This window comes from Raineyella antarctica (genome assembly GCF_900092135.1).
Taxonomy (GTDB): Bacteria; Actinomycetota; Actinomycetes; order Propionibacteriales; family Propionibacteriaceae; genus Raineyella; species Raineyella antarctica.
In genome coordinates, this window is record NZ_FMYF01000003.1 from 127,872 (window position 1) to 150,924 (window position 23,053).

At 72.4% G+C, this 23,053-nt stretch carries 23 protein-coding genes; 9 read left to right on the forward strand and 14 right to left on the reverse strand.

Features of this window, described 5'->3' with window-relative positions:
- The first annotated feature begins 96 nt into the window (after window positions 1–96).
- Entirely contained in the window at window positions 97–723 is a 627-nt protein-coding gene (upp, locus tag GA0111570_RS05420; protein ID WP_175557342.1) for a uracil phosphoribosyltransferase, read from the forward strand.
- Between the two features lie 129 nt (window positions 724–852).
- Complete coding sequence (locus GA0111570_RS05425; protein ID WP_092607491.1) at window positions 853–1,296, forward strand: hypothetical protein; 444 nt, start codon at window positions 853–855, stop codon at window positions 1,294–1,296.
- A gap of 110 nt (window positions 1,297–1,406) precedes the next feature.
- Here the strand turns inward: GA0111570_RS05425 and GA0111570_RS05430 are convergent, their stop codons facing one another.
- Both GA0111570_RS05430 and GA0111570_RS05435 read right to left on the reverse strand, forming a co-directional pair.
- Entirely contained in the window at window positions 1,407–1,808 is a 402-nt protein-coding gene (locus GA0111570_RS05430) for a hypothetical protein (protein WP_092607494.1), read from the reverse strand.
- A 73-nt stretch (window positions 1,809–1,881) separates the two neighbouring features.
- Complete coding sequence (locus GA0111570_RS05435; RefSeq protein ID WP_092607497.1) at window positions 1,882–2,409, reverse strand: glutathione peroxidase; 528 nt, start codon at window positions 2,407–2,409, stop codon at window positions 1,882–1,884.
- 118 nt (window positions 2,410–2,527) lie between these two features.
- On the opposite strand from GA0111570_RS05435, the gene GA0111570_RS05440 reads away from it, so the two are divergent.
- Window positions 2,528–2,740 carry a DUF5302 domain-containing protein gene (locus GA0111570_RS05440; protein WP_092607500.1) on the forward strand — a complete coding sequence of 71 codons (213 nt, stop codon included), beginning with the start codon at window positions 2,528–2,530 and terminating at the stop codon, window positions 2,738–2,740.
- A gap of 26 nt (window positions 2,741–2,766) precedes the next feature.
- Here GA0111570_RS05440 and GA0111570_RS05445 read toward each other — a convergent pair whose 3' ends face one another.
- On the reverse strand, window positions 2,767–3,666 hold the full coding sequence (locus tag GA0111570_RS05445) for a 1,4-dihydroxy-2-naphthoyl-CoA synthase (RefSeq protein ID WP_092607503.1): 900 nt from the start codon (window positions 3,664–3,666) through the stop codon (window positions 2,767–2,769).
- A gap of 62 nt (window positions 3,667–3,728) precedes the next feature.
- On the reverse strand, window positions 3,729–4,379 hold the full coding sequence (locus tag GA0111570_RS05450) for an SDR family oxidoreductase (protein WP_092607506.1): 651 nt from the start codon (window positions 4,377–4,379) through the stop codon (window positions 3,729–3,731).
- Between the two features lie 142 nt (window positions 4,380–4,521).
- Between GA0111570_RS05450 and GA0111570_RS05455 the strand changes: the two genes are divergently transcribed.
- Complete coding sequence (locus tag GA0111570_RS05455) at window positions 4,522–5,499, forward strand: pirin family protein (RefSeq protein WP_092607509.1); 978 nt, start codon at window positions 4,522–4,524, stop codon at window positions 5,497–5,499.
- Between the two features lie 98 nt (window positions 5,500–5,597).
- Here GA0111570_RS05455 and GA0111570_RS05460 read toward each other — a convergent pair whose 3' ends face one another.
- From GA0111570_RS05460 to GA0111570_RS05480, 5 genes are all read right to left on the reverse strand, one after another.
- The gene (locus GA0111570_RS05460) at window positions 5,598–6,533 is read right to left on the reverse strand and encodes an ABC transporter substrate-binding protein (RefSeq protein ID WP_092607512.1); all 936 of its coding nucleotides are present in this window, start codon (window positions 6,531–6,533) and stop codon (window positions 5,598–5,600) included.
- A gap of 65 nt (window positions 6,534–6,598) precedes the next feature.
- Window positions 6,599–7,291: an ABC transporter permease gene (locus GA0111570_RS05465; RefSeq protein WP_092607515.1), complete on the reverse strand. Its 693-nt coding sequence runs from the start codon at window positions 7,289–7,291 to the stop codon at window positions 6,599–6,601.
- Window positions 7,288–7,944 carry an ABC transporter permease gene (locus tag GA0111570_RS05470; RefSeq protein ID WP_092607518.1) on the reverse strand — a complete coding sequence of 219 codons (657 nt, stop codon included), beginning with the start codon at window positions 7,942–7,944 and terminating at the stop codon, window positions 7,288–7,290. The genes GA0111570_RS05465 and GA0111570_RS05470 overlap by 4 nt, the downstream gene beginning before the upstream one ends.
- The gene (locus tag GA0111570_RS05475) at window positions 7,944–8,759 is read right to left on the reverse strand and encodes an ABC transporter ATP-binding protein (RefSeq protein WP_092607521.1); all 816 of its coding nucleotides are present in this window, start codon (window positions 8,757–8,759) and stop codon (window positions 7,944–7,946) included. Before GA0111570_RS05475 ends, GA0111570_RS05470 begins: the two co-directional genes overlap by 1 nt.
- Window positions 8,760–8,795: 36 nt before the next feature.
- Window positions 8,796–9,653, reverse strand: coding sequence for an SDR family oxidoreductase (locus tag GA0111570_RS05480; RefSeq protein ID WP_092607524.1), 858 nt, complete (start codon window positions 9,651–9,653; stop codon window positions 8,796–8,798).
- Between the two features lie 105 nt (window positions 9,654–9,758).
- Between GA0111570_RS05480 and GA0111570_RS05485 the strand changes: the two genes are divergently transcribed.
- Window positions 9,759–10,562: an alpha/beta fold hydrolase gene (locus GA0111570_RS05485; protein WP_092607527.1), complete on the forward strand. Its 804-nt coding sequence runs from the start codon at window positions 9,759–9,761 to the stop codon at window positions 10,560–10,562.
- Window positions 10,563–10,601: 39 nt separating this feature from the next.
- Here the strand turns inward: GA0111570_RS05485 and GA0111570_RS05490 are convergent, their stop codons facing one another.
- Window positions 10,602–11,360: a VIT1/CCC1 transporter family protein gene (locus GA0111570_RS05490; RefSeq protein ID WP_245703035.1), complete on the reverse strand. Its 759-nt coding sequence runs from the start codon at window positions 11,358–11,360 to the stop codon at window positions 10,602–10,604.
- Window positions 11,361–11,481: 121 nt separating this feature from the next.
- On the opposite strand from GA0111570_RS05490, the gene GA0111570_RS05495 reads away from it, so the two are divergent.
- Together GA0111570_RS05495 and GA0111570_RS05500 are read left to right on the forward strand one after the other, a co-directional pair.
- Window positions 11,482–11,868: a DUF6394 family protein gene (locus tag GA0111570_RS05495; protein ID WP_092607533.1), complete on the forward strand. Its 387-nt coding sequence runs from the start codon at window positions 11,482–11,484 to the stop codon at window positions 11,866–11,868.
- A 19-nt stretch (window positions 11,869–11,887) separates the two neighbouring features.
- Entirely contained in the window at window positions 11,888–13,615 is a 1,728-nt protein-coding gene (locus GA0111570_RS05500; protein WP_092607536.1) for a potassium channel family protein, read from the forward strand.
- Between the two features lie 7 nt (window positions 13,616–13,622).
- Here GA0111570_RS05500 and GA0111570_RS05505 read toward each other — a convergent pair whose 3' ends face one another.
- From GA0111570_RS05505 to nirD, 4 genes are read right to left on the reverse strand one after another with little or no spacing between them, the layout of a single operon-like run.
- On the reverse strand, window positions 13,623–15,179 hold the full coding sequence (locus GA0111570_RS05505) for an FAD-dependent oxidoreductase (RefSeq protein ID WP_092607539.1): 1,557 nt from the start codon (window positions 15,177–15,179) through the stop codon (window positions 13,623–13,625).
- Window positions 15,176–17,272: a molybdopterin oxidoreductase family protein gene (locus GA0111570_RS05510; RefSeq protein ID WP_092607542.1), complete on the reverse strand. Its 2,097-nt coding sequence runs from the start codon at window positions 17,270–17,272 to the stop codon at window positions 15,176–15,178. The genes GA0111570_RS05505 and GA0111570_RS05510 overlap by 4 nt, the downstream gene beginning before the upstream one ends.
- Window positions 17,273–17,286: 14 nt before the next feature.
- Window positions 17,287–18,702: an MFS transporter gene (locus GA0111570_RS05515; protein WP_092607545.1), complete on the reverse strand. Its 1,416-nt coding sequence runs from the start codon at window positions 18,700–18,702 to the stop codon at window positions 17,287–17,289.
- Window positions 18,699–19,082, reverse strand: coding sequence for a nitrite reductase small subunit NirD (gene nirD / locus GA0111570_RS05520; protein WP_092607548.1), 384 nt, complete (start codon window positions 19,080–19,082; stop codon window positions 18,699–18,701). Before nirD ends, GA0111570_RS05515 begins: the two co-directional genes overlap by 4 nt.
- 229 nt (window positions 19,083–19,311) lie before the next feature.
- Between nirD and nirB the strand changes: the two genes are divergently transcribed.
- Both nirB and GA0111570_RS05530 read left to right on the forward strand, forming a co-directional pair.
- On the forward strand, window positions 19,312–21,918 hold the full coding sequence (gene nirB / locus GA0111570_RS05525; protein WP_092607551.1) for a nitrite reductase large subunit NirB: 2,607 nt from the start codon (window positions 19,312–19,314) through the stop codon (window positions 21,916–21,918).
- Between the two features lie 10 nt (window positions 21,919–21,928).
- Window positions 21,929–23,044 carry a uroporphyrinogen-III synthase gene (locus GA0111570_RS05530; RefSeq protein WP_092607554.1) on the forward strand — a complete coding sequence of 372 codons (1,116 nt, stop codon included), beginning with the start codon at window positions 21,929–21,931 and terminating at the stop codon, window positions 23,042–23,044.
- Window positions 23,045–23,053: the final 9 nt, after the last annotated feature.

Sequence of the window (23,053 nt, forward strand, 5' to 3'; positions counted from 1 at the left end):
CAGACAACCGGCCGCGGCGACAGCCGGACCCCCGGGGGGTGCCGCCCTCGGACACGCGCCAGGTGTGGCACGCTGTGGGACGTGGAACTTCATGTCGTGGATCATCCGTTGGTGGCGCACAAGCTGACCCTGCTGCGGGACAGCTCGACGAACTCGCCCGTGTTCCGGGAACTGACCGACGAACTGGTCACCCTGCTGGCGTACGAGGCGACCCGCACCGTACGCGTGGAGCCCTGCACGGTGTCCACGCCGGTCCGCGAGGCGCAGGGCGTACGGCTGTCCGGACCGCGCCCCCTGGTGGTCCCGATCCTGCGGGCCGGGCTGGGGATGCTCAGTGGCATGACCCGCCTGCTGCCCTCGGCGGAGGTCGGCTTCGTCGGGATGGCGCGCAACGAGGAGACGCTGCAGCCGGTCACGTACGCCGAGCGACTGCCCGCCGACCTGTCCGGGCGCCAGTGCTTCGTGCTGGACCCGATGCTGGCCACCGGTGGTTCGCTGGCCGGGACCATCCGGTTCCTGGTCGACCGCGGCGCCGACCACATCAACGCGATCTGCATCCTGGCCGCCCCGGAGGGCATCGACCACGTCCGCACGATGGTCGAGGACCTCGGGGTCCCCTGCCATCTGGTCGTGGCCGCCGTCGACGAGCAGCTCAACGAGCACGGCTACATCGTGCCGGGCCTGGGCGATGCCGGCGACCGGCTGTACGGGCTGGCGAACTGAGGCTCCCCGACCGCCGCCAGGCGCTGGGACAGACCCTGCGACACACCGTTGCCGCCCTCGATCCATGTGACTAGAATCACATCAGGAGCCACGGCGGGGGGCCGCGGCGTGCATTCCAAAGGGTCTGACATGCACACCATCTACAAGTACATCGCACACCTGATCGCCCTGCTGGTGGTCGTCCAGGCGGCCGTCGTCGTCTGGGGGATGGCGGCCGAGATCAAGTACCAGCTGAACAATCCCACCGCGACCCTGGACAGCGTCCCGTTCCCGGCAGGCGCCATGGTCCACGGCATGGTCGGGATGTACGTCATCCCGATCGTCGCCCTCGTCCTCGTTGCCCTCAGCCTGGCCATGCGCGACGGCCGCAAGTGGGCCCTGCTGATCCTGCTCGCGGCGATCCTCCAGGTGGCCCTCGGCATCGGCGGCGTCGCGCTCAGCGAGTACCTCGGCCTGCTGCACGGCATCAACGCCTTCGTCCTGCTCGGCCTGGCCGAGTACGCCGCCTGGCGAGGGGGTTCCCACCAGCCCCTGCACGCCGATGCACCACGGGCTGCGGCCTCGGTCAGCTGACCCAGCCCCTGCCGTCCCGTCCTTCGTGGACAGGACGGCACCGACACGACAGAAGACGTCCGGCCCGGATCAGATCCGGGCCGGACGTCTGTCGTTCGAGGACGGGGAGGTCAGGCCACCGGGGTGGCGGCGGTGCGGCCGGCCAGCTTGCCGGCCATCGGCACCAACCCGACGACGGCGACCACGATCAGGATGCCGAGGATGATGTGCACCACCTCGAGACCCATCTCGGCCAGGCCGATCTGGACCAGCATCAGCACGGGCAGCGAGAGGGCGTGGAAGAAGACGCCCTTGGAGCCGGCCACCTTGGCGGCGGACCAGGCGAAGATCGACGCGACGATGCCGGTGAGCACCAGCAGGTAGCCGATCCCCGCGTGGGCCTCGCGGAGCCCGCCGTTCCCGGTGGCGATCATGATGCCGAGCCCGAGCTGGATGACGATGAGCACGGTAGCGACGATCGCGGTGAGGCGCAGCCGCCGGACGGACGAGGGGACAACAGAGGTTTCGGCCATGCCCCGACCCTAGCGATGCAGGACAAGGCGGCAATTCGAGCCGCGTTCTGTGCCGAGGGGTGGCGTACGACGATCAGAGCAGCCGCTCGATGGCCTCCACCACGGCCGGGTCCTCCGGGGTGACGTCCGGGGCGAACCGGGCCGCCACGGTACCCTCGCGGTCGACCAGGAACTTCTCGAAGTTCCAGCGGATGTCCTCGGGCTCGCGCTCACTCGCGCCGGGGAACTCGCGGCGTCCCGGCTCGGCCGGCACCCGGGTGAGCTGCTGGTAGAGCGGGTGGCGGCCCGGACCGTTCACCTCGATCTTGGAGAAGACCGGGAAAGTGACACCGTAGGTGGCGCTGCAGAAGGCTGCGATCTCCTCGTCGGTGCCGGGCTCCTGGCCCTTGAACTGGTTGCACGGGAAGCCGAGGACCTGCAGTCCGCGCTCCCCGTACGTACGCTGCAGCGCCTCCAGCTGCGCGTACTGCGGGGTGAGGCCGCACTGCGAGGCGACGTTGACGACGAGCAGGACGTTGCCGGCGAAGTGCGCCGGGGTGACCTGCTCACCGGCCATGGTCGTGATCGGGGTGGCCGGGTCGAGGGTGACGGTTGTGCTCATGACGCCGAGCGTAGGCGCGCTCCCCCAGCGCGCGACAGCACCCTGTTCCACCCGCCGACAAGGCCACGGCACGCCGAGGGGGCGCCGCGCCACCGCCCGGTGTGCCACAGTGGATGGCATGACAACTGCCGAGACGCCCGACAGCGGCGCCGATACCCCGGTCGACCCGCACGCCCTCGACCCGAAGGAACAGATGCGTGCCGCCCTCGAGGCGAAGCATGCCGGCCACCGCGCCAACGACGCAGCCCGCAACGACCAGCGCAACGCCCAGGGTGGCCCGCACGGCCAGGTCGGCGGCAAGCGCCAGTTCCGCCGCAAGGCCGGCAGCTGAGCGTCCGCGCCGATCAGTAGTAGTGATCAGTAGTAGTAGGGGAAGCGGGACCAGTCAGGGTCCCGCTTCTCCAGGAACGAGTCGCGTCCCTCCACGGCCTCGTCGGTCATGTACGCCAGCCGCGTCGTCTCCCCGGCGAACACCTGCTGGCCGACCAGCCCGTCGTCGATCGCGTTGAACGAGAACTTCAGCATCCGCTGCGCCGTCGGGGACTTGCCGCAGATCTTGCTGGCCCACTCCAGTCCCTCGACCTCGAGCTGGTCGTGCGGCACGACCTTGTTGACCATGCCCATCCGGTAGGCGTCGTCGGCGTCGTACGTGTCGCCCAGGAAGAAGATCTCGCGGGCGAACTTCTGGCCGACCTGGCGGGCCAGGTAGGCCGATCCGAAGCCTCCGTCGAAGGAACCGACGTCGGCGTCGGTCTGCTTGAACCGCGCATGCTCGGCAGAGGCGAGCGTGAGGTCGCAGACCACGTGCAGGGAGTGCCCGCCGCCGGCCGCCCACCCGTTGACCAGGGCGATCACCACCTTGGGCATGAACCGGATGAGCCGCTGCACCTCGAGGATGTGCAGTCGGCCGAGTTTGGCCGGGTCGACCGACTCGGCGGTGTCCCCCTCGGCGTACTGGTAGCCGGCCTTGCCGCGGATCCGCTGGTCACCGCCGGAGCAGAACGCCCAGCCGCCGTCCTTGGCCGACGGCCCGTTGCCGGTCAGCAGGACACAGCCGATGTCGGAGCTCATCCGGGCATGGTCGAGGGCCCGGTAGAGCTCGTCGACCGTCTGCGGCCGGAAGGCGTTGCGCACCTCGGGGCGGTCGAAGGCGATCCGTACGGCGGGTACGCCCTTGGCGCGGTGGTACGTGATGTCGGTGAAGTCCTCGAAGCCGGCCACCGGCTCCCACAGGGCGGGGTCCCACGATTGCGTCATGGCCACCAACCTAGTGCCCCACCGGCGTGGACCGGTGGCGACGTCAGAGTGCGACGCAGGCCTCAGAGGGCGGCGAAGGCCTCGGCGATCGGCACGTCCCCGTCGGCGAACCGGATGAACCTGCCGATGGTCGCCGGCTGGGCGAGGGCCTCACGCACGGCGAGGGCCACGTTGGCCCGCGACGTCCGCCGTCCGCGCGACATGTCGCCGGCGCCGATCTCTCCGGTCGGCTGGTCCAGCGTCAGGGTGCCCGGGCCGAGGATCGTCCAGTCCAGGTCCGTGCCCCGCAGGTGCTCATCGGCGGCCAGCTTCGCATCCGCGTACGGGAAGAAGGAGTTGTCCGGGTCGATCCCGTGGTCGGGCACCGAGCCGGCCCACGACACCATCACGTAGCGGCGTACGCCGGCCGCTGCGGCGGCCTCCATCGACCGGATCGCTGCGTCCCGGTCGACGGCGTACGTACGGGCCGGGTCACCGCCCCCAGCGCCGGCGGACCAGACCACGGCATCGGCACCGGCGAGCGCTGCCGCCATCGCGGGGACGTCCATCGTCTCGGCATCGGCCAGCACCGGCTCGGCGCCGACCGCCCGGACCTCCTCGAACTGGTCCTCGTGCCGCACCCAGGCCAGCACGCGGTCCCCCTGCTCCACCAGGAGCGGGGCCAGCCGCAGTGCCACCTTGCCGTGTCCGCCGATGATCGCGATCGTTGCCATGTCCACAAACTACCGGGCCCGCGAACCACCGGGACCACACACTCCCCGGCGGCACGCCCTCTGGCTCTCCCCGGCCTCCGGGAATATGATTGACCAATCAACTGTTGTACGAGGCAGTAGATGCCCACCACCAGGAGGAACCATGCCCGCCGTGACCGCCGATACCCTCACCCTGCCGCGCATCACGGCCGCCCGCCCGGAGGAGTCCGAGCGGACCGCCGTCAGCGTGACCTCCGCCCCCAGCTCCTTCGAGGGGGACGGCTTCCCGGTCCGCCGCGCCTTCGCGGGCGTGTCCTTCGAGCAGCTCGACCCGTTCGTGCACATGGACCAGATGGGTGAGGTCGAGTACGCGCCGGGCGAGGCCCGCGGCACCGACTGGCACCCGCACCGCGGGTTCGAGACCGTCACGTACATCATGGACGGCAAGTTCCAGCACCAGGACTCCCACGGTGGTGGCGGCATGATCACCGACGGCGCCACGCAGTGGATGACCGCCGGCCAGGGCGTGCTGCACATCGAGACCCCGCCGGCCGAACTCGTCGACGCCGGAGGCCTGTTCCACGGCATCCAGCTGTGGGTCAACCTGCCGGCCAGGGACAAGATGATCGCGCCGCGCTACCAGAACCTGGAGGGCGGCCAGGTCGCCCTGCTCGCCTCCTCCGATGCCGGTGCGCTGGTCCGGGTGATCGCCGGCGAGGTCGACGGCCACCGCGGCCCCGGCTCGACCTTCACCCCGATCACCATGGCCCACGCCACCATCCAGCCCGGCGAGAAGCTCTCCCTGCCGTGGCGCAAGGACTTCAACAGCCTGGTCTACGTGCTCGGTGGCCAGGGAACCGTCGGCGGCGACGCCCGCCCGGTCCGTACCGGTCAGCTCGCCGTGATGGGCACCGGGGACCGGCTGACCATCGCCGCGGACGAGCACCAGTCGGGCAAGGAGCCCGCCCTGGAGGTGCTGCTGCTCGGCGGCCGCCCGATCGGTGACCCGGTCGTGCAGTACGGACCGTTCGTGATGAACACCCGCCAGGAGATCATGCAGGCCTTCGAGGACTTCCAGCACGGACGCCTCGGCCAGGTGCCGGCCGACGGCCTGCGTCCCTACCACGGCAAGCGCGGCTGACCGCCCGGTCACCACACCCCAGCCCCCCAGCAGTACGAGGCACCCCCGCCGGCCGATGGCCGCCGGGGGTGCCTCGTCGTCGTGCTTGGCCCGTTGGCTCAGACCAGCTTCTTCTCCTTCAGCCAGTCGCCGGCGATCTTCGCCGGGGAGGCCTTCTCGGAGCCCTGGTTGCGGGCGTTCATCGCCAGCAGGTCGTTGGTGGTCAGGGCCGCCGAGACCGAGTCCAGCGTCTTCTTGACGTCGGCGCTGGCGACCTTGTCACTGATCATCGGCACCACGTTCTGCGACATGATCATGTTCTTCGGGTCCGAGAGCGTGACGAAGCCGTTGTCGGTGATCGCCGGGGTGGTGCTGTAGATGTCGGCCATGTCCACCGAACCGTCCTTGAGCGCCTTGACGGTCAGCGGGCCGCCGGCATCCGAGATCGCGGTGAAGGTGATCTTGCCGGCGGGCACCCCGTACACGTCGGTCAGGCCCTTGGGGCCGTACGGGCGCTGGGCCAGCTCCGGGTTGCCGCCGACCTTCAGCTGTCCCTGGAACTTGGACAGGTCGGCCAGTGACGTGATGCCGTTCTGGTCGGAGAACTGCTTGGTCACGTTGTAGGAGTCCTTGTCCTCGGCCGGGGCCGGGGTCAGGGTGGTGAAGCCCTGCGGGCTGGCCTTGGCCAGTGCCGCGTTGACCTCCTCGGGGGTCTTCGCGGTGGTCTTCGGGTCGAGGTACTGCAGCAGGTTGCCGGTGTACTCGGGGACCAGGTCGACCGAGCCGTCCTTCAGGGCGGCGATGTAGATGTCGCGGGCACCGATCTGCATGTGCCGCTCGACGGTGACACCCTTGGCCTCCAGCGCCTGGGCGTACGCCTCGGCGATGATCTCGGACTCGGGGAAGTTGGCGGATCCGACCTTGATCGTGCCGGCGGCGGCAGAGGAGCCCGCAGCCGGCGAGGAACCCGCGGTCGGGTTGGAGGTGGCGCACCCGGCGAGCGCCAGGAGCATGGCAGCACCGGCTGCCAGGAGTCGTACGGGTCGGCGGGTCATGGTTCCTCCAAGGGATGGTGGGCGGTGGAGTGGTGGCTGCTGGGGGAGGTGAGGGTCGGGTCGGGTCAGGTCTCGACCCCGGTCGCGGCGCGGACGCCGGCGGTGACCAGGGAGCGTTGCAGGAGCAGGAGCAGGCCGTCGATGGCCAGCGCGAGGACGGTGACCAGCACGGCGCCGGCGAGCATCTGCGAGTAGTCGCGCACGGGCAGCCCGTCCAGGATGAAGCGGCCCAGGCCGCCCAGCCCGAGGTAGGCGGCGATCGTCGCGGTGGCGATGACCTGCAGGGTGGCCGAGCGGATCCCGCCGAGCACCATCGGCGCGGCAAGGGGCATCTCGACGGCGGTGACGATCTGGCGCTCGCTGAAGCCGGTGGCCCGGGCGCCGTCGACGACGTCGCGGTCGATCCCCTCCACCCCGGCGTACGCGCCGGCCAGGATCGGGGGGGCGGCCAGCACGGCGAGCACGATCGTGGAGGGCAGCAGGGCGCCGTTGATGCCGACGCCGAGCGCCACCGCGAGGAAGGTCAGCAGGCCCAGCGAGGGCAGCGCCCGGAGCGCGCCCGAGGTGCCGATCGCGATCGCCCGGCCACGTCCGGTGTGGCCGATCCACAGGCCCAGGGGCAGTGCGATCACCGTGGCCAGCACCAGGGCGAGCAGCGAGTAGAGCAGGTGCTCCCCCAGCCGGGCACCGATCCCCGTCGGCCCGGCCCAGTGGGCGGGGTCGAGGATCCAGGCGAGGGCGGACAGCAGGAACCTCATCGGTCCTCCCGGCGCGTGTCGGTGGCGCGGACCCAGGGCATCAGCAGCCGGCCGGCCAGGACGAGCAGGGCATCGAAGAGCAGGGCGAGGACCACGGTGCCGACGATCCCGACGATGATCTCGGTCAGGAAGCTGCGGGTGTAGCCGTCGGTGAAGAAGTAGCCCAGCGAGGGCACGCCGATCAGCGCGCCGACCGAGACCAGGGACAGCGTCGAGGCGCTGACCACCCGCAGCCCGGCCAGCATCGGCGGCCCGGCCAGTGGGAGGTCGACGACCCGGAACCGCTGGCCGGGGCTGTGGCCGATGGCGGTCGCGCTGTCGCGTACGCCGGCGTCGACCGCGTCGAAGGCCTCGGTGCAGCTGCGCACCATCAGGGCGACGCCGTACAGCGTCAGGGCGACCACGACGTTGAGGGGGTCCAGGATCTGCGTGCCGATCAGCACCGGCAGGATCACGAACAACGGCAGCGAGGGCAGGGCGTAGAGGATCCCGCTGCCGGACAGCAGCACCCGGCGGGCGGTCCGGCGCCGGTGCGCCCACCAGCCCAGCGGGATCGAGAGCACCAGCGACAGCAGGATCGGCAGGACGGACAGCAGGACGTGGTTGAGCGCGAGCGAGACGACCTGGTCCCAGTTCGCGACCACCCAGCGCATCAGCCGGCTCCCTGGTCGACGAAGCCGGTGACACGCCCCTCGGCGTCGATCACCGCCTGCACGCCGTCGCGGGTCTCGGTGTGCAGCCGGCGGCGCGGACCGCCGATGAACTCGGCGACGAAGTCGTCGGCCGGGTGGGCCATGATCTGGGACGGTTCCCCGGACTGGGCGACCTCGGCACCCTTGCGCAGCACCAGCACGTTGGATCCCAGCAGGAACGCCTCGTCGACGTCGTGGGTGACGAACAGGATGGTCTTGCCGAGGTCGGCCTGGATCCGCTGCAGCTCGCGCTGCAGGTCGCGCCGCACCACCGGGTCGACGGCACCGAACGGCTCGTCCATCAGCAGGATGTTCGGGTCGGCGGCCAGGGCCCGCGCCACGCCGACCCGCTGGCGCTGGCCCCCGGACAGCTGCGAGGGGTAGCGGTCCGCGATCCCGGGGTCGAGGCCGACCAGCTCCAGCAGCTCCAGGGCGCGGCGGCGGGCGGCGCGCCGAGGGGAGCCCTCCAGCACCGGGACGGTGGCCACGTTGTCGGCGACGGTGCGGTGCGGCAGCAGCCCGGCGCTCTGCATCACGTAGCCGATCCGCCGGCGCAGGGCGACCGGGTCGAGGTCGGCGACGTTGTCGTCGTCGATCCAGACCGACCCGCTGGTCGGGTCGACCATCCGGTTGACCATCCGCATCAGGGTGGTCTTGCCGCATCCGGAGGAGCCGAGCAGCACTGCCACCTGGTGCGAGGGCACCTCCAAGGAGAAGTCCTCGACAGCGACGGTCCCGTCCGGGAATCGCTTGTGGACATGGTCGAAGCGGATCATGTCTCTCCTGTCGTCGTCTGGGTCGACTCAATCACATCAGGCCGACATTCGGCCTCGTTCCGCCCGGAGCAACTGCTCCAGTGAGGTCGCCGGACGTCCCAGCAGGGCCGGGACGTCGTCGGTGGCCGGCTGCATCTCGCCGCGGGCGATCGCGACGTACGTCGACACCCAGGCCTCGACCTGCCAGTCGGGCGCGCCGTAGCGGGCCCGCGAGGCGTACGCCTCGGCCAAGGTCTCCTCCTCGTAGCGCACCGGACGCCCCTGCGCGGCGGACACGATGGCGGCGACGTCATCCAAGGTGAGCTCCTCCGGTCCTGTCAGGTCGTACGTCCGGCCCGCGTGCGCGCCCGGGTCCAGCAACACCGCGGCGGCCACGTCGGCGATGTCGTCCTGCGCCACCGCAGCGACCCGGCCGTGGCCCGCCGGACCGCGGATCACCCCGCCCTCGCCCTCGTCCTCGACCATGCCGGGCAGGAAGTCGGCGTAGAGGCAGTCTCGCAGGAAGGTCCAGGCCGGCCCGGCCGAGCGGAGCGCCTGCTCGGTGTGGAAGTGGGTCCGGGCCAGGGTGAACGTCGCCTTCGGCGCCGCGCCGAAGAAGGAGGTGTAGACGACGTGGCCGACCCCGGCCTGCGCGGCGGCCCGGACGAAGGTGAGGTGCTGCTCGAGCCGGTCCTCGCTCTCGGAGGCCGAGACCATCAGCACGGCGTCGACCCCGGCCAGCGCGGCGCGGACCGCGTCGGCATCGCCGTACGGGGCGAGGACGGCTTCGGCACCGGGCAGTTCGGGTGCCCGGGACGGGTCCCGGACCAGGAGCCGGGTGGCGACACCCGCGGCGGCGAGTCGCTGCGCGATCCGTCCGCCGAGCCGCCCGGTCGCCCCTGTGACTGCAATCATGGGCCAACGCTAGGCCCAGCACCGCCGGTTGGGAAGGAGACCTGCCGGGGAACGGCCGACTCGGAACCGGGCGTCGCCGCGCGTCCCGACTGGCACGATGGAGCCATGACTCTGCTTGCCTGGCACCGCCACGGGACCGTCCCCGCCGAGGGATCCCTCGCCGAGGTCCCCCTCGTGCTGCTCCACGCCTTCCCCTTCGACGCGACGATGTGGCACGACGTGGTCGCGGAACTGGACGACATCCCGGTGCTGACCGTGGACGCCCCCGGGTTCGGTGACTCCGCCCCCCTGCAGGGTGAGCCCTCCCTCGTCCCGTACGCCGACGCCATCGTCGCCGACCTGGCCGAGCTGGGGGTGCACCGGGCCGTCGTGGCCGGGCTCTCCATGGGCGGCTACACGCTGCTCGAGATCGCCTCCCGCCGCCCCGAGGTCCTCGCCGGCCTGGCGCTGCTCGACACCAAGGCGACCGCCGACGACGACGATGCCCGAGCGGCCCGGCTGGCCGCCGCCGACGAGGCGGAGGGCGAGGGCGGCAACGAGGTCGTCAGCGGGCTGCTGCTGAAGGCCCTGAGCCCGATCACCCTGGCCAACCGCCCCCAGGTGGTCGACCAGGTCCGAGAGGACCTCGGCCGGGCCCCCGCCGCCGGCATCGCCTGGGCCCAGCGCGCGATGGCCGCCCGCCCGGACCACCTGGAGGCCCTGGGCCTGATCAGTGCCCCGGCGATCGTGCTCCGCGGGGAGCACGACACGATGGGCACGGCCGCCGATGCGCGCCAGATGGCCAGCCGGCTGGCCGACGTGGAGATGATCGAGATCCCCGAGGCGGGCCACTTCAGCCACGTCGAGACCCCCGCCGCCGTCGCGCAGGCCGTGCACGCGCTGTACCTGCGTGCGGTCCGCCGGGACTGACCGGCCGACGCCACGGCCCCTGCCGGGCGGTCGGGTGGCTCAGCTGCCGCCGACGCCCAGCAGGGTGCCGATGCCGTACGTGATCGCCATCCCCAGCCCACCGCCGACCAGCAGCCGCACGACCGCGCGACCGCGAGGGGCACCACCGAGCCTGGCGCTGACCAGGCCGGTGAGGCCCAGTGCGACCAGGACCACGGCGAAGGTGAGCGGGATCCGCCAGGCGGGCACCGGCATCAGCAGGATTGCCAGCACCGGCAGGATTGCCCCGAGGGTGAACGAGACCGCCGAGGCTGCAGCGGCCTGCCAGGGGCTGGTCAGCTCGTCGGCGTCGATGCCCAGTTCGATGTGCAGGTGGCTGCCCAGCGCGTCATGCTCGGTGAGCTCGCGGGCCACCTTGGTCGCGGTCTCCTTCGACAGGCCGCGGTGGCGGTAGAGGCCGACGAGCTCGGCGAACTCCTGGTCGGGGTAGTTCTCGAGTTCGAAGCTCTCCTTGGCGATCAGGGCCTTCTCGGTGTCGCGCTGGGTGGAGACCGAGACGTACTCGCCCAGGGCCATCGAGACCGCCCCCGAGACGATGCCGGCGACACCGGCGACCATGATCGCTCCGGTGGCGGACGCATTGACGGCGGCGACGCCGATCACCAGGCCGGCGGTCGAGACGATGCCGTCGTTGGCGCCGAGCACGCCGGCGCGCAGCCAGTTCAGGCGGCCCGCGACCGCCGAGGTGTGGGGTTCTGGGGCGCTGCCGGGGTGGGACATCCTGGTGGTACCTTCCGTCGCGACTGTGGCAGTCGCCATTCCATCCCTTCGGCGGGGAAACTTCCAGTGAGGCCCGCCTGCCGTGGGCCGGTCGCCGAGCCTGCCTGAGTCTAGAGTGAGGACGAGTGCCGCCAACGAGAGCCAACCCCCAGGAGCACCGATGAATTTCGAGAAGATCGTCTTCGGCTTCTTCATCACTCTCGCGGCGACGCTGAACTTCGGCTTCACCATCGGCAACCTCGGCGACCCCCTGCTCCACAACGTCTGGGAGCTGGCGGCCGCGATCCTGGTCAGCCTGATCGCGACGGTGCTGAAGTTCGGGGACCGGACCCAGCTGGGGGCGGTCCACCTGGCCACCAGCCTGGTAGCCGACCTGCAGCTGATCGGCTCGGGCATCGTCTGGACGCTCTACTCGCACGTGGCCGGCTCCGACCCGCTGAGCACGCACCAGATGGCGACAGTGGTGTCGCTGTCGGCAGGGGCGCTGTTCGCCAACACCATCTCGGTGGTGCTGATGATCACCGAATCCGTCATGCTGCGCCGCTGACCGGCGGCGGGACGGCCCCATGAGCAACGTCTTCTTCCTCGTCCTGCGGCGCATGCGTGCGCCGCTGATCCTGGTGATCACGGTCTTCTCGGTCTGCGTGTTCGGCCTGGCCCTGATCCCCGGCGTGGACGCCGACGGCAACGCCACCCCGCCCCTGTCGCTGTTCCACGCGGTCTATGTGATGGCGTACACCGCGACCACGATCGGCTTCGGCGAGCTCCCCACCGCCTTCTCCGAGGCGCAGCGGATGTGGATGGTCTTCGCCATCCTCGTCTCGGTGACCAGCTGGTCGTACGCCCTGGTCACGCTGGTGGCCCTGCTCCAGGACCCGGCCTTCCGCAATGCCCTGCGGACGGCCCGCCTGGCCCAGCGGGTACGCAACCTGAACGAGCCGTTCTACATCGTCTGCGGCTACGGGGAGACCGGCGCGCTGGTCACCCGCGGGCTCGACACGCTCGGCTACCGCGTCGTGATGATCGAGCCGAACGAGGCCCGGCTGCGTGAGCTGATGCTGGAGGACCTGCGTACCGACCCGACGATCGCCGTGGCGGACGCCAGTTCCCCGGCGGTGCTGCAGCGGGCCGGCCTGGGCTCCCCGTTCTGTCGCGGCGTGATCGCGCTGACCGAGGACGACGACACCAACATCGCCATCACCGTCGCGGTCCGGCTGTTGTCGCCGCGTCTGCCCGTGATGGCCCGGGTCCGCTGGGTGCACGTGGCCGAGATCAACCTGACGGCCTTCGGCGCCGACCTGGTGATCAACCCGTTCGAACGGTTCGCGTCCCTGCTCGCCTCCGCCGTCGCGACGCCGGAGCACTACCACCTGCGCGAGTTGCTGACCGGATTGTCGGGGTCCGATGCCCCCGAGCGGTTCCGTCCTCCGCACGGCCACTGGATCGTCTGCGGGTACGGCCGCTTCGGGCACGCGGTGACCACCCAGTTGCGGCGCAACGGGATGAGCGTGACGATCATCGACCAGAAGCACTACGACGAGGGGACGGTGACCGTGCAGGGCACCGGCACCGAGCCGGACGAGCTGCGCGAGGCGGGGATCCACCACTCGGTCGGCATCGTGGCAGGCAACGACCGGGACGTGAAGAACCTGGCGATCGCGGTCACCGCCCGTACGATGAACCCTGGCATCTTCGTAGTGACCCGGCAGAACAAGGAGTCCAACGCCCCGCTGTTCGAGGCGTTCGCCGACGACCTGGCGATGGTGCCGAGCCGGATCGTCGCCTCCGAGTTCCTGTCCGTGATCACCACCCCGCTGCTGGCCGCGTTCCTGCACGAGATGCCGAACCGCGACGAGCAGTGGTGTGCCGGGATCTCCGCCCGGCTGGAGGCCGCCACCCCGGGCCGGGTGCCGCACAACTGGACGCTGAAGGTGAGCCCCCGCAATGCGGAGGCGGTGTACCGGGACGTGGCCGACGGCAAGGACGTCTCGCTGGCCCACCTGCTGACCGATCCACACGACCGCGAGCGCCGGATCCCGGCGGTCGCCCTGTTGGTCTCCCGGGCCGGGACGATGATTTACCGCCCCGGTCCGGACACCCTGCTGCAGGTCGATGACGAGGTCCTGTTCGCCGGACCGGAGTCGGCCCGCCGGCGGATCGAGCTGTCGGCCCGCAACGACGACATCCTGGACTACGTGCGCACCGGCCGGGAGAGCAACGGCGGCACGCTGTGGCGGATCGCCCGCCGGCGTCGGCTGCGCCGGCACCGGCTCCGGCGCGGCTCCCGGCGCTGAAGCCCGCTCAGGCCTGCGCGATCGCCGCCAGCAGAGCCTCCACCCCCGAGCGGCAGCCGCCACAGCCACTGCCCGCCCGGGTCGCCCGGCGGACCCGGTCCACGTCGTCGGCCCCGGCATCGATCGCCTCCCGTACGGCGCCGACGCTCACCCCGGCACAACGGCACAGGGTGGCCTCCGGGGCGGACGCGGCGCCCGCCGCACCGCCCGGCCCGCACTCGGGGGTGCCCGGGAAGAGGTAGCCGGCCAGGTCGGCCGGTGCCGGCTCGCCGCTGCCGTAGAGGGCGGCCAGCTCGGCCCCGGACCGGGGCAGGCCGATGCTGCAGAAGCCGACCACCCGCTCGTCCTCGACCACCACCTTCAGGTAGGCACGGCGCGCCGAGTCGGCCCACACCACGCTGTCGCGCCCGTCGTCGGCACCGTCCCAGGGCTCGGCGGCCAGGTCACCGCCGGCGACGAACTCGATCCCCTCGGCCTTGAGCCGGACGACGTCCTGGCGGGACTCGGCCAGCGGCTCCAGCGGCCCGGGGTCCTCACCCAGGTCGGCGCGCAGCCGGGCGGCCAGCCAACGGGCCTGGTCCCAGCCGGGACCGACCAGCCCGCTGGGGGGCCGGCGTCCGCGGGTCCGGCAGCTGCCACACCCAGGCTCCTCGCACCACACCTCCGCGCAGTCCCCGATCGCGAAGACACGCGCCTCGGTGTCGGCCTCCAGCTCGTGGTTGACCACGATGCCGTGGTTCACGACCAGCCCGGCGCCCCGGGCCAGCCGGGTCCGTGGGCTGACCCCGACCGAGAGCACCAGCACGTCGCCGAGCACCTCGCGCCCGTCCTCCAGGACCAGGGCACGGAAGCGGCGACCCTCCCCGAGGCGTACGGCCCGGGCACGGACGCCGGCCTCCACGACCAGGCCGCGGCCGGCGCAGCGGCCGCCGAGGAGGGCGCCGCCGGCACTGTCGGTGGAGCGGGTCAGCAGCCAGGGCTGGTTGTGCACGACCGTCACCGCGCACCCGGCGTCGCGGGCCGCGGCCGCGACCTCCAGTCCGAGTACTCCTCCGCCGAGCACGACCACCCGGCCGCCATCGGCGACCACCTGGTGCACCCGGGTCGCCTCGTCCAGGGTCCGCAGCACCGAGATGCCGGGCGGCAGGTGGCCGATCGCCTCAGGATCGGGGTTGAGGCCGGCCAGCCGCGGAACATTGGCGCGGGCCCCGACGGCCAGCACCAGCAGGTCGTACGGCACCGGGGCCTGGTCGCCCTCCAGGTGGACCAGCCGGGCGGCACGGTCGATCCAGCCAGCGCGGGTCCCGAGGCGCAGCAGGACCCCGCGGGCGGTCCAGTCGTCGACGTCGACCAGGTCGAGGTCGGCGGGGGCGTGCTTGCCGGTGGCGACCTCGCCGACCAGCACCCGGTTGTACGCGGGGGACGGCTCGTCGCCGAGGACCGTGATGCGCAGCCGGCCGGCCTCGACCTCGGGCAGCAGGTCGTCGACCAGCCGCCAGGCGACCGGGCCGAAGCCGATGACGACGAGGTGGTCGCCCTCGCGGGGGACATGGCGCGGGGTCATGGTGTCTCCTCGGGCAGGCTGGTCAGGGTGACCGGAGTGCCCTTGAACTCGGGCATCCCGGAGAGCGGGTCGGTGCGGTCACCGACCACGCGGTTGACGGCGCCCTGGTGGGCGTAGTGGAAGGGGACGAAGACGCAGCCGGGGCGGATCGCCTCGGTCAGCGTGGTGCGGGCGGTCGCGCTCCCCCAGTCGCTGGTCAGCCGGACCATGCCGCCGTCGGGGAGGCCGTACTGCTCGGCCGTCCGCGGGTGGATCTCCATCCGGGGCTCGGGGGCGGCCTGCGCGAGCGAGGCGACCCGTCGGGTCTGGTTGCCGGACTGGTAGTGCTCCAGCAGCCGGCCGGTGGTCAGGACGACCGGGCCGTGCTCGCCGTGGTGGCGGTGCGGGTGCGGGGCCACGGCGACCAGCCGGGCCCGGCCGTCGGGGTGCGCGAAGCGGTCGGTGAACAGCCGCGGCGTCGGGGTGCCGCCGGCGGGCCAGGGCCAGTAGGCGGCCTCCCCGGCCTCGATCGCGGCGTACGTGATGCCGGAGTAGTCCGCCCGGCCACCGGCCGAGGCCCGGCGCAGCTCCTCGAACACCTCGGCCGGGTCCTCGGGGAAGCTGCCCGGGGCGTCCAGCCGCCGGGCCATCGCGGCCATCACCTGCAGATCCGAACGGACGCCCGCGGGAGGGGTGAGGGCCCGGCGGCGGCGCAGCACCCGGCCCTCCAGGTTGGTCATCGTGCCCTCCTCCTCGGCCCACTGGGTGGTCGGCAGGACCAGATCGGCGTGCGCGGCGGTCTCGGAGAAGAAGATGTCGCTGACGACCAGGAAGTCGAGCCGGTCCAGGCCCTCCTCGACGGCTGCCGCCGCGGGGGCACTGACGGCGATGTTGGCGCCGTTCACCCACAGGCAGTGCACCCCCTCGGGGCGGCCCAGGGACCGCAGCAGCGCCACCGCCGGCAACCCCGGCCCCGGGATCACCGAGGGGTCGACACCCCAGGCCGCCGCGACCGCCGCCCGGTCCCGGTCCGAGGAGATCGAGCGGTAGCCGGGCAGCTGGTCGGCCTTCTGGCCGTGTTCGCGGGCGCCCTGCCCGTTGCCCTGGCCGGTCAGCGTGCCGTAGCCGGAGTCCGGGCCGCCGGGCAGGCCGAGCAGCAGCGCCAGGTTGATCGCGGCGGTGGCGGTGTCGGTGCCGTCGACGTGCTGCTCCACCCCGCGCCCGGTCAGGATGTAGGTGCCGCGGGGACGTTCGGCGAGCATCACGGCGACGTCGCGGATCAGCCCGGCGGGGACCCCGGTGAGCCCCTCGACCCGTTCGGGCCACCAGGTGGCGAGCGAGCGGCGCAGGTCCTCGGCCCCGGACGTCCGGGTCGCCACGTACGAGGAGTCGGCCAGGCCCTCGTTCAGCACGACGTGGGCCAGCCCGAGCAGCAGCGCCAGGTCGGTGCCGGGCCGCGGCTGCAGGTGCAGCCCCTGCCCGTCGTCGGTCAGGTCGGCGGTGGCGGTCCGCCGCGGATCGACGACCACCAGCCGGCCGGCGGCCCGGGCGCCGGCCAGGTGCTGGACGAACGGCGGCATGGTGTCGGCGACGTTGCTGCCGACCAGCAGCACGGTGTGGGCGGCATCGAGGTCGGCGACCGGGAACGGCAGGCCGCGGTCGATGCCGAACGACCGGTTGCCGGCGGTGGCGGCCGAGGCCATGCAGAAGCGCCCGTTGTAGTCGATCCGGGAGGACCGCAGCGCCAACCGGGTGAACTTGCCGAGCAGGTAGGCCTTCTCGTTGGTCAGCGAGGCACCGCCGAACACTCCGACCGCATCCGGCCCGTACGTCTGCTGGGCGGTCCGGATCGCGGCGGTCCAGGTGTCGTACGCCTGGTCCCAGGACACCTCGGCGAAGGTGCCGTCCGGACCACGCAGCAGCGGGGCGGTGAGCCGGTCGGGATGGGTGAGCAGGTCGGCGCTGGTCCAGCCCTTGCGGCACAGGCCGCCGCGGTTGGTCGGGAAGTCACGGCCCTCCACCCGGACCGGCACCGGGCCGGGGTCGGGCAGCAGGCCCATCGCGCACTGCAGCGCACAGTACGGACAGTGGGTCGGGGTGGGGGTCGGTGCCATCGGTGCTCCTCGCCTCAGACCCGGGCCCGGGCCATTTCGGAGCCCGGCCGCAGGTAGGCGATCCCGGCGACGGCCATCGCGACCAGGTAGAAGCCGACGAAGCCCCAGAAGGCCGCGGTGTAGTCGCCACCGGAGCGCTTGGCGGCGGCGAGCACCTGCGGGATGAAGAAGCCGCCGTACGCCCCGACCGCGGAGACCAGGCCGAGGGCCGCCGAGGCGCGTCGGGCGGATCCGACCACTCCCTTGGGCGTGGTCCGGTCGCCGCGGACCCGGTAGATCATCGGCAGCATCCGGTAGGTGGCGCCGTTGCCGATCCCGCTGGCGACGAACAGGGCCCCGAAGAGAGCCAGGAACAGCCAGAAGCTGCCCAGCGGGAGGGTCAGCACCACGGCGGCGGCGAGCAGCGCCATCGCGCCGAAGGCGGCGACGGTGATCCGGGCACCGCCCCAGCGGTCGGCCAGCCGGCCGCCGGAGGGACGGGACAGCGACCCGACCAGCGGGCCGAGGAAGGACAGGCCGATCACCGCCGCACCGATGTGGATCGTGGAGAACTCGGGGAAGGTGTCCTTGATCAACTTGGGGAAGACCCCCGAGAAGCCGATGAAGGATCCGAAGGTGCCGATGTAGAGCAGCGCGACCACCCAGAAGTGCGGCTCGCGGATCGCCGACAGGGAGCCGGCCAGGTCGCCCTTGGCCCCGGACAGGTTGTCCATGCACCGGGCCGCCCCGACGGCGGCGACCAGGATCAGTGGCACCCAGAACCAGCCGGCCAGGGACAGCACGGGCACCCCGAGCAGGCCGGCGCCGATCGCGCCGAGGGTGACCACCAGCGGGACGACCAGCTGGGCGACGGCCGCGCCGAGGTTGCCGCCGGCGGCGTTCAGGCCGAGGGCGAAGCCCTTCTCGCGGGCCGGGAAGAAGTAGGTGATGTTGGCCATCGAGGAGGCGAAGTTGCCGCCGCCGAAGCCCGCCGTCGCGGCGACCGCCAGCATCACGCCGAACGGGGTCGCGGGGTCGGAGACCACCAGCCCCAGTCCGATCGTCGGGACCAGGAGCAGCAGTGCCGAGCAGATCGTCCAGTTCCGGCCGCCGACGGCCGAGACGACGAAGGTGTAGGGGATCCGCAGCGTCGCCCCGACCAGCGCCGGCAGCGAGATCAGCCAGAAGAGCTGGCTGTCGGAGAAGGCGAAGCCGGCCTGGGGCAGGAACACCACGGTGATCGCCCACAGCTGCCAGACCACGAAGCCGAGGAACTCGGCGCCGATCGACCAGCGCAGGTTGCGATGGGCGACGGCGCGCCCCTGCGTACGCCACTGGGCGTCGTCCTCGGGGTCGTAGCCGTCGATCCACCGGCCGGGGCGCCGCCGCAGCGGCGCGCCGACGGCGGTCCCGGTCGCGACCGGGGCGAGGATGTCGGTCCGGGTCGTCATGCCGCCCGGCCGATCTCGAGCCAGCCCGCGTTCAGCCGGGTCGGGTAGGTGGGCAGCTGCAGGTCGGCACCGGAGAGGCACTCCCCGGTCCGCAGGTCGTAGACCTCCTTGTGCAGCGGCGAGGCGACGGTCGTCCGCTCCTGTCCCTCCACGGTGCGTGACCCGGTGATGCCCCGGGCCATCACGCCGGCGCCGGTGGCGGGGTCGCGGTGGGCGGCGGCCAGGACGGTGCCCCGCTCCAGCCGGAACAGGGCGACCTGTTCGCCGTCGACCAGGGCGGCCTCGCCCCAGCCGACCTCCAGGTCGTCGAGCCGGCACACCCGGCGCCAGTCGGGGGCGGCCTCGTGGATCGGGCCGGCGTGCTCACGCAACTCGGTCATGGTCGTCTCCTCGGTTCGGAACCCCTGACGTTCGGGGTGATGACCACGCTAGGAAGGGACTGTTACAGCGGACCCGTCCGGCCGTCTCACCGGGGTAACGAGCACCTCACTCCTGCCCGAGGAGGCCGCGAGGAGCCTGACATCACCCCGTCACATCCGCGCAACGCGGTTGCAAGCCCCGTTTCCTAGGCTCGGAGGAACATCCTGAACCGACCGAAGGAACCTGCCGATGCGCACCATCCTCGTCGTGGGCGGCGGACCCGCCGCGCACCGTGTGACAGCGTCCCTGGCCCGGGCCATCGATGCCGGCGCCACCGCCACCGACCCGCTCCGCGTGGTCGTGGTGAGCGAAGAGCCCCGACTGCCGTACGACCGGGTCGCGCTGACCAGCGCCCTGGGCGCCGACGTCGACCTGACCCTCGGCGACACCGCCCTGTGGGAACGGCCCGACGTCGACCTGCTGACCGGCGAGCGGGTGGTCGCGATCGACCCCGCCGCCCGGACGGTAACCACCGACCTGCAGGTGCTGGCGTACGACGAACTGGTACTGGCCACCGGCTCCTCCGCCGCCCGGCTGCCGATCCCCGGCGCCGAGCACTCCCACGTCTACCGCTCGCTGGACGACATCGAAGCGCTCGTGGCGACCACCGCCGACCTCCGGGCGCGCCTGGGCCGGGCCCCGCAGGCCGTGGTGATCGGCGGCGGACTGCTCGGTCTGGAGGCCGCGGCGGGGCTGGACGCTCTCGGCTGCCGCTCCACCCTGCTGCAGCGGGCCGACTGGCTGATGAACGCCCAGGTCGACCAGGGCGGCGGCGAGGCGCTCGGCCGGCTGGTCGATGCCAAGGGCCTGCTCACCATTACCGGGGCGGACACCCGCGCCCTGCACGCCGACGCCGACGGCCACCCGACCGGCGTCGAACTGGGCTCGGGGCACGTGCTGCCCGCCGACATCGTGGTGACCGCCATCGGTGTCCGCCCCCGCGACGAGCTCGCCGCGGCCGCCGGCCTGCCGCTCGGGCCCCGCGGCGGGGTGGTGATCGACGCCACCTGCGCCACCGGCACCGACCACGTCTGGGCGATCGGCGAGGTCGCCTGCTTCGAGGGGCAGTGCGTCGGGCTGGTCGCCCCCGCCAACGCGATGGCCGACGTGGTCGCCGACCGGCTGACCGGCGGGACCTCGACATTCGGCGGCTTCGACACCGCCGCCAAGCTCAAGCTGGCCGGCGTCGACGTCGCCTCCTTCGGCGACGCGTTCGCGACCACCCCGGGGGCGCTCGAGGTGGTGTACGCCGACCCGGCCCGCGGCCTATACCAGAAGCTGGTGGTCGCCGACGACGGCGTGACGCTGCTCGGCGGGGTGCTGGTCGGCGACGCCGCCGCGTACTCCTCGCTGCGGCCGCTGGTCGGCACCGCGCTGCCGGCCGATGCCGCGGCCTTCCTCTCGGTGGCCGGCGGTGAGGGCATGCCGGAGACGGACCTGCCCGACGACGCGGTGCTGTGCTCCTGCAACAACGTCTCGGCCGGGACCGTACGCGATGCGGTGCTCGGCGTGGACGGCCCGGCCTGCCACGACCTGGCTGCGCTCAAGGCCTGCACCCGGGCGGGCACCTCCTGCGGCTCGTGCGTACCGCTGGTGAAGAAGACCCTCGACCGGACGATGGCCGCGGCGGGGCTGGAGGTCTCCTCCACCCTGTGCGAGCACGTGGCGATGTCCCGGGCCCAGCTCTTCGAGGGGGTCCGGGCGCTGGACCTGCACTCCTTCGACGAGGTGATGGCCCGGTTCGGGCACGGCCTGGGCTGCGACGTCTGCAAGCCGACGATCGCCTCGATCCTGGCCACGCTGCACGAGGACTATCTCCTGGACCAGGGCCGCGGCGCCCTGCAGGACACCAACGACCGGGCGCTGGCCAACATGCAGAAGGACGGCACCTACTCGGTCGTGCCGCGGATCCCCGCCGGCGAGATCACCCCGGAAGGGCTGGTGGTGATCGCCGAGGTCGCCCGCGACTACGGCCTCTACACCAAGATCACCGGCGCCCAGCGGATCGACCTGTTCGGCGCCCGGCTGGACCAGCTCCCGGACATCTGGAAGCGGCTGGTCGACGCCGGGTTCGAGTCCGGGCATGCGTACGGCAAGTCGCTGCGGACGGTGAAGTCGTGCGTCGGCTCCACCTGGTGCCGCTACGGGGTGCAGGACTCGGTGGCGATGGCGATCCGGCTGGAGCTGCGCTACCGCGGGCTGCGCTCCCCGCACAAGCTGAAGTTCGGCGTGTCGGGCTGCGGGCGCGAGTGCGCCGAGGCGCAGGGCAAGGACGTCGGCCTGATCGCCTCCGACAAGGGCTGGAACCTGTGGGTCGGCGGCAACGGCGGGGCCCAGCCCCGGCACGCCCAGCTGCTCGCCCAGGACCTGGACGACGAGGCGCTGGTCGGTGCGATCGATCGCTACCTGATGTACTACATCCGCACCGCGGACCGGCTGCAGCGGACGGCCCGGTGGATGGACGACCTCGAGGGCGGCATCGACCATGTGCACGCGGTGGTGATGGAGGACTCCCTCGGGATCGGCGCCGAACTGGAGGCGGCGATGGAGCGCCACGTCGAGCACTACCGCGACGAGTGGGCCGCGACCCTGGAGGACCCGGACCGGCTGCGTCGCTTCCGTTCCTTCGTCAACGCCCCGATCGAGCCCGACGACGGGCCGTCGTACGTGACCGAGCGGGGGCAGCGCCGGCCGGCCACCGCAGCCGAGCGGGCCGGCGACCTCGGCCCGGGGGTCACCCCGTGGACGCCCTCCGACCCTGCGCCGGTGCTCCTGGGCATCCCGCAGGTCCGCTGAGGGGGTGCCGATGAAACGCACGATCGACGGGCCGCTGCGTGGCATGGTGATCGGGATCACCGCGCACCGGCGGGCCGAGGACCTGATCGCGGCCTTCGAGCGCCGTGGCGCCACCACCATGCACGCCCCGGTCCTGACCGTCTCCTCGGCGGGTCCGGACGGTGAGCTGGTGGCCGCGACCCGCGAGGTGGTCGCGGCCCGCCCCGACATCGTCGTGGTGACCACGGCGTACGGGATGCGCAAGTGGATCGAGTGCGCGGACGCGGCCGGGCTGCTGGACGAGCTGGTCGCCACCCTGGGCGCCGCCCGGATGATGATCCGTGGCCCGAAGGCCCGCGGCGCGGTCCGGGCGGCCGGGATCGATGACTCGGTCGCGGTGCAGTGCGACCTGACCGCCGACATCGTGGACCGGCTGGTCGGGCACGGCGTGTCGGGCCTGACCATCGTGCTGCAGGCGCACGGCTACACCGACGCGGCCCAGATCGAGCGGCTCCGGACCGCGGGGGCCCGGGTGCTCGTGGTCGAGCCGTACCGCTGGGAGCCGGAGGACGACCATGCCGCCGCGGACCGGCTGGTCGAGGCGGTCTGCGCGCGCCGGATCGAGGCCCTGACCTTCACCAGCGCCCCCGCGGTGGATGCCCTGCTCGGTCGGGTCCGCCAGACCGGGCGGCTGGAGGCCTTCCTCACCGCGCTCTCCCCCGATGCCGTGCTGGCCGCCGCGGTCGGGCCGGTCACGGCCGAGCCGCTGCTCCGGGCAGGCGTGCAGGTCATCGTCCCGGAGCGGCACCGGCTGGGCGCCCTGGTCCGCGAGGTCGAGACCCAACTGGTCGCGCACCGGATCCTGTCCGTGGCGACGCCGGCCGGCATCCTGCACCTGCGCGGCCAGGGGGCGATGCTGGACGACCACGTCCTGTCCCTGCCCCCGTCCAGCCAGGCGATCCTGCGGGCACTGGCCGAGGTGCCGGGTCGTACGGTCGGGCGGGCCGAACTGCTCGCGCAGCTGCCCTACGGCACGACCGACCATGCGCTGGACGTCGCGATCAGCCGGTTGCGCAAGGCCTTCCCCGACGGGTCGGTGGTCCGGACGATCCCCCGGCGCGGCTACCTGCTGGCCACCGCGCCGTGAGGCGGGGGC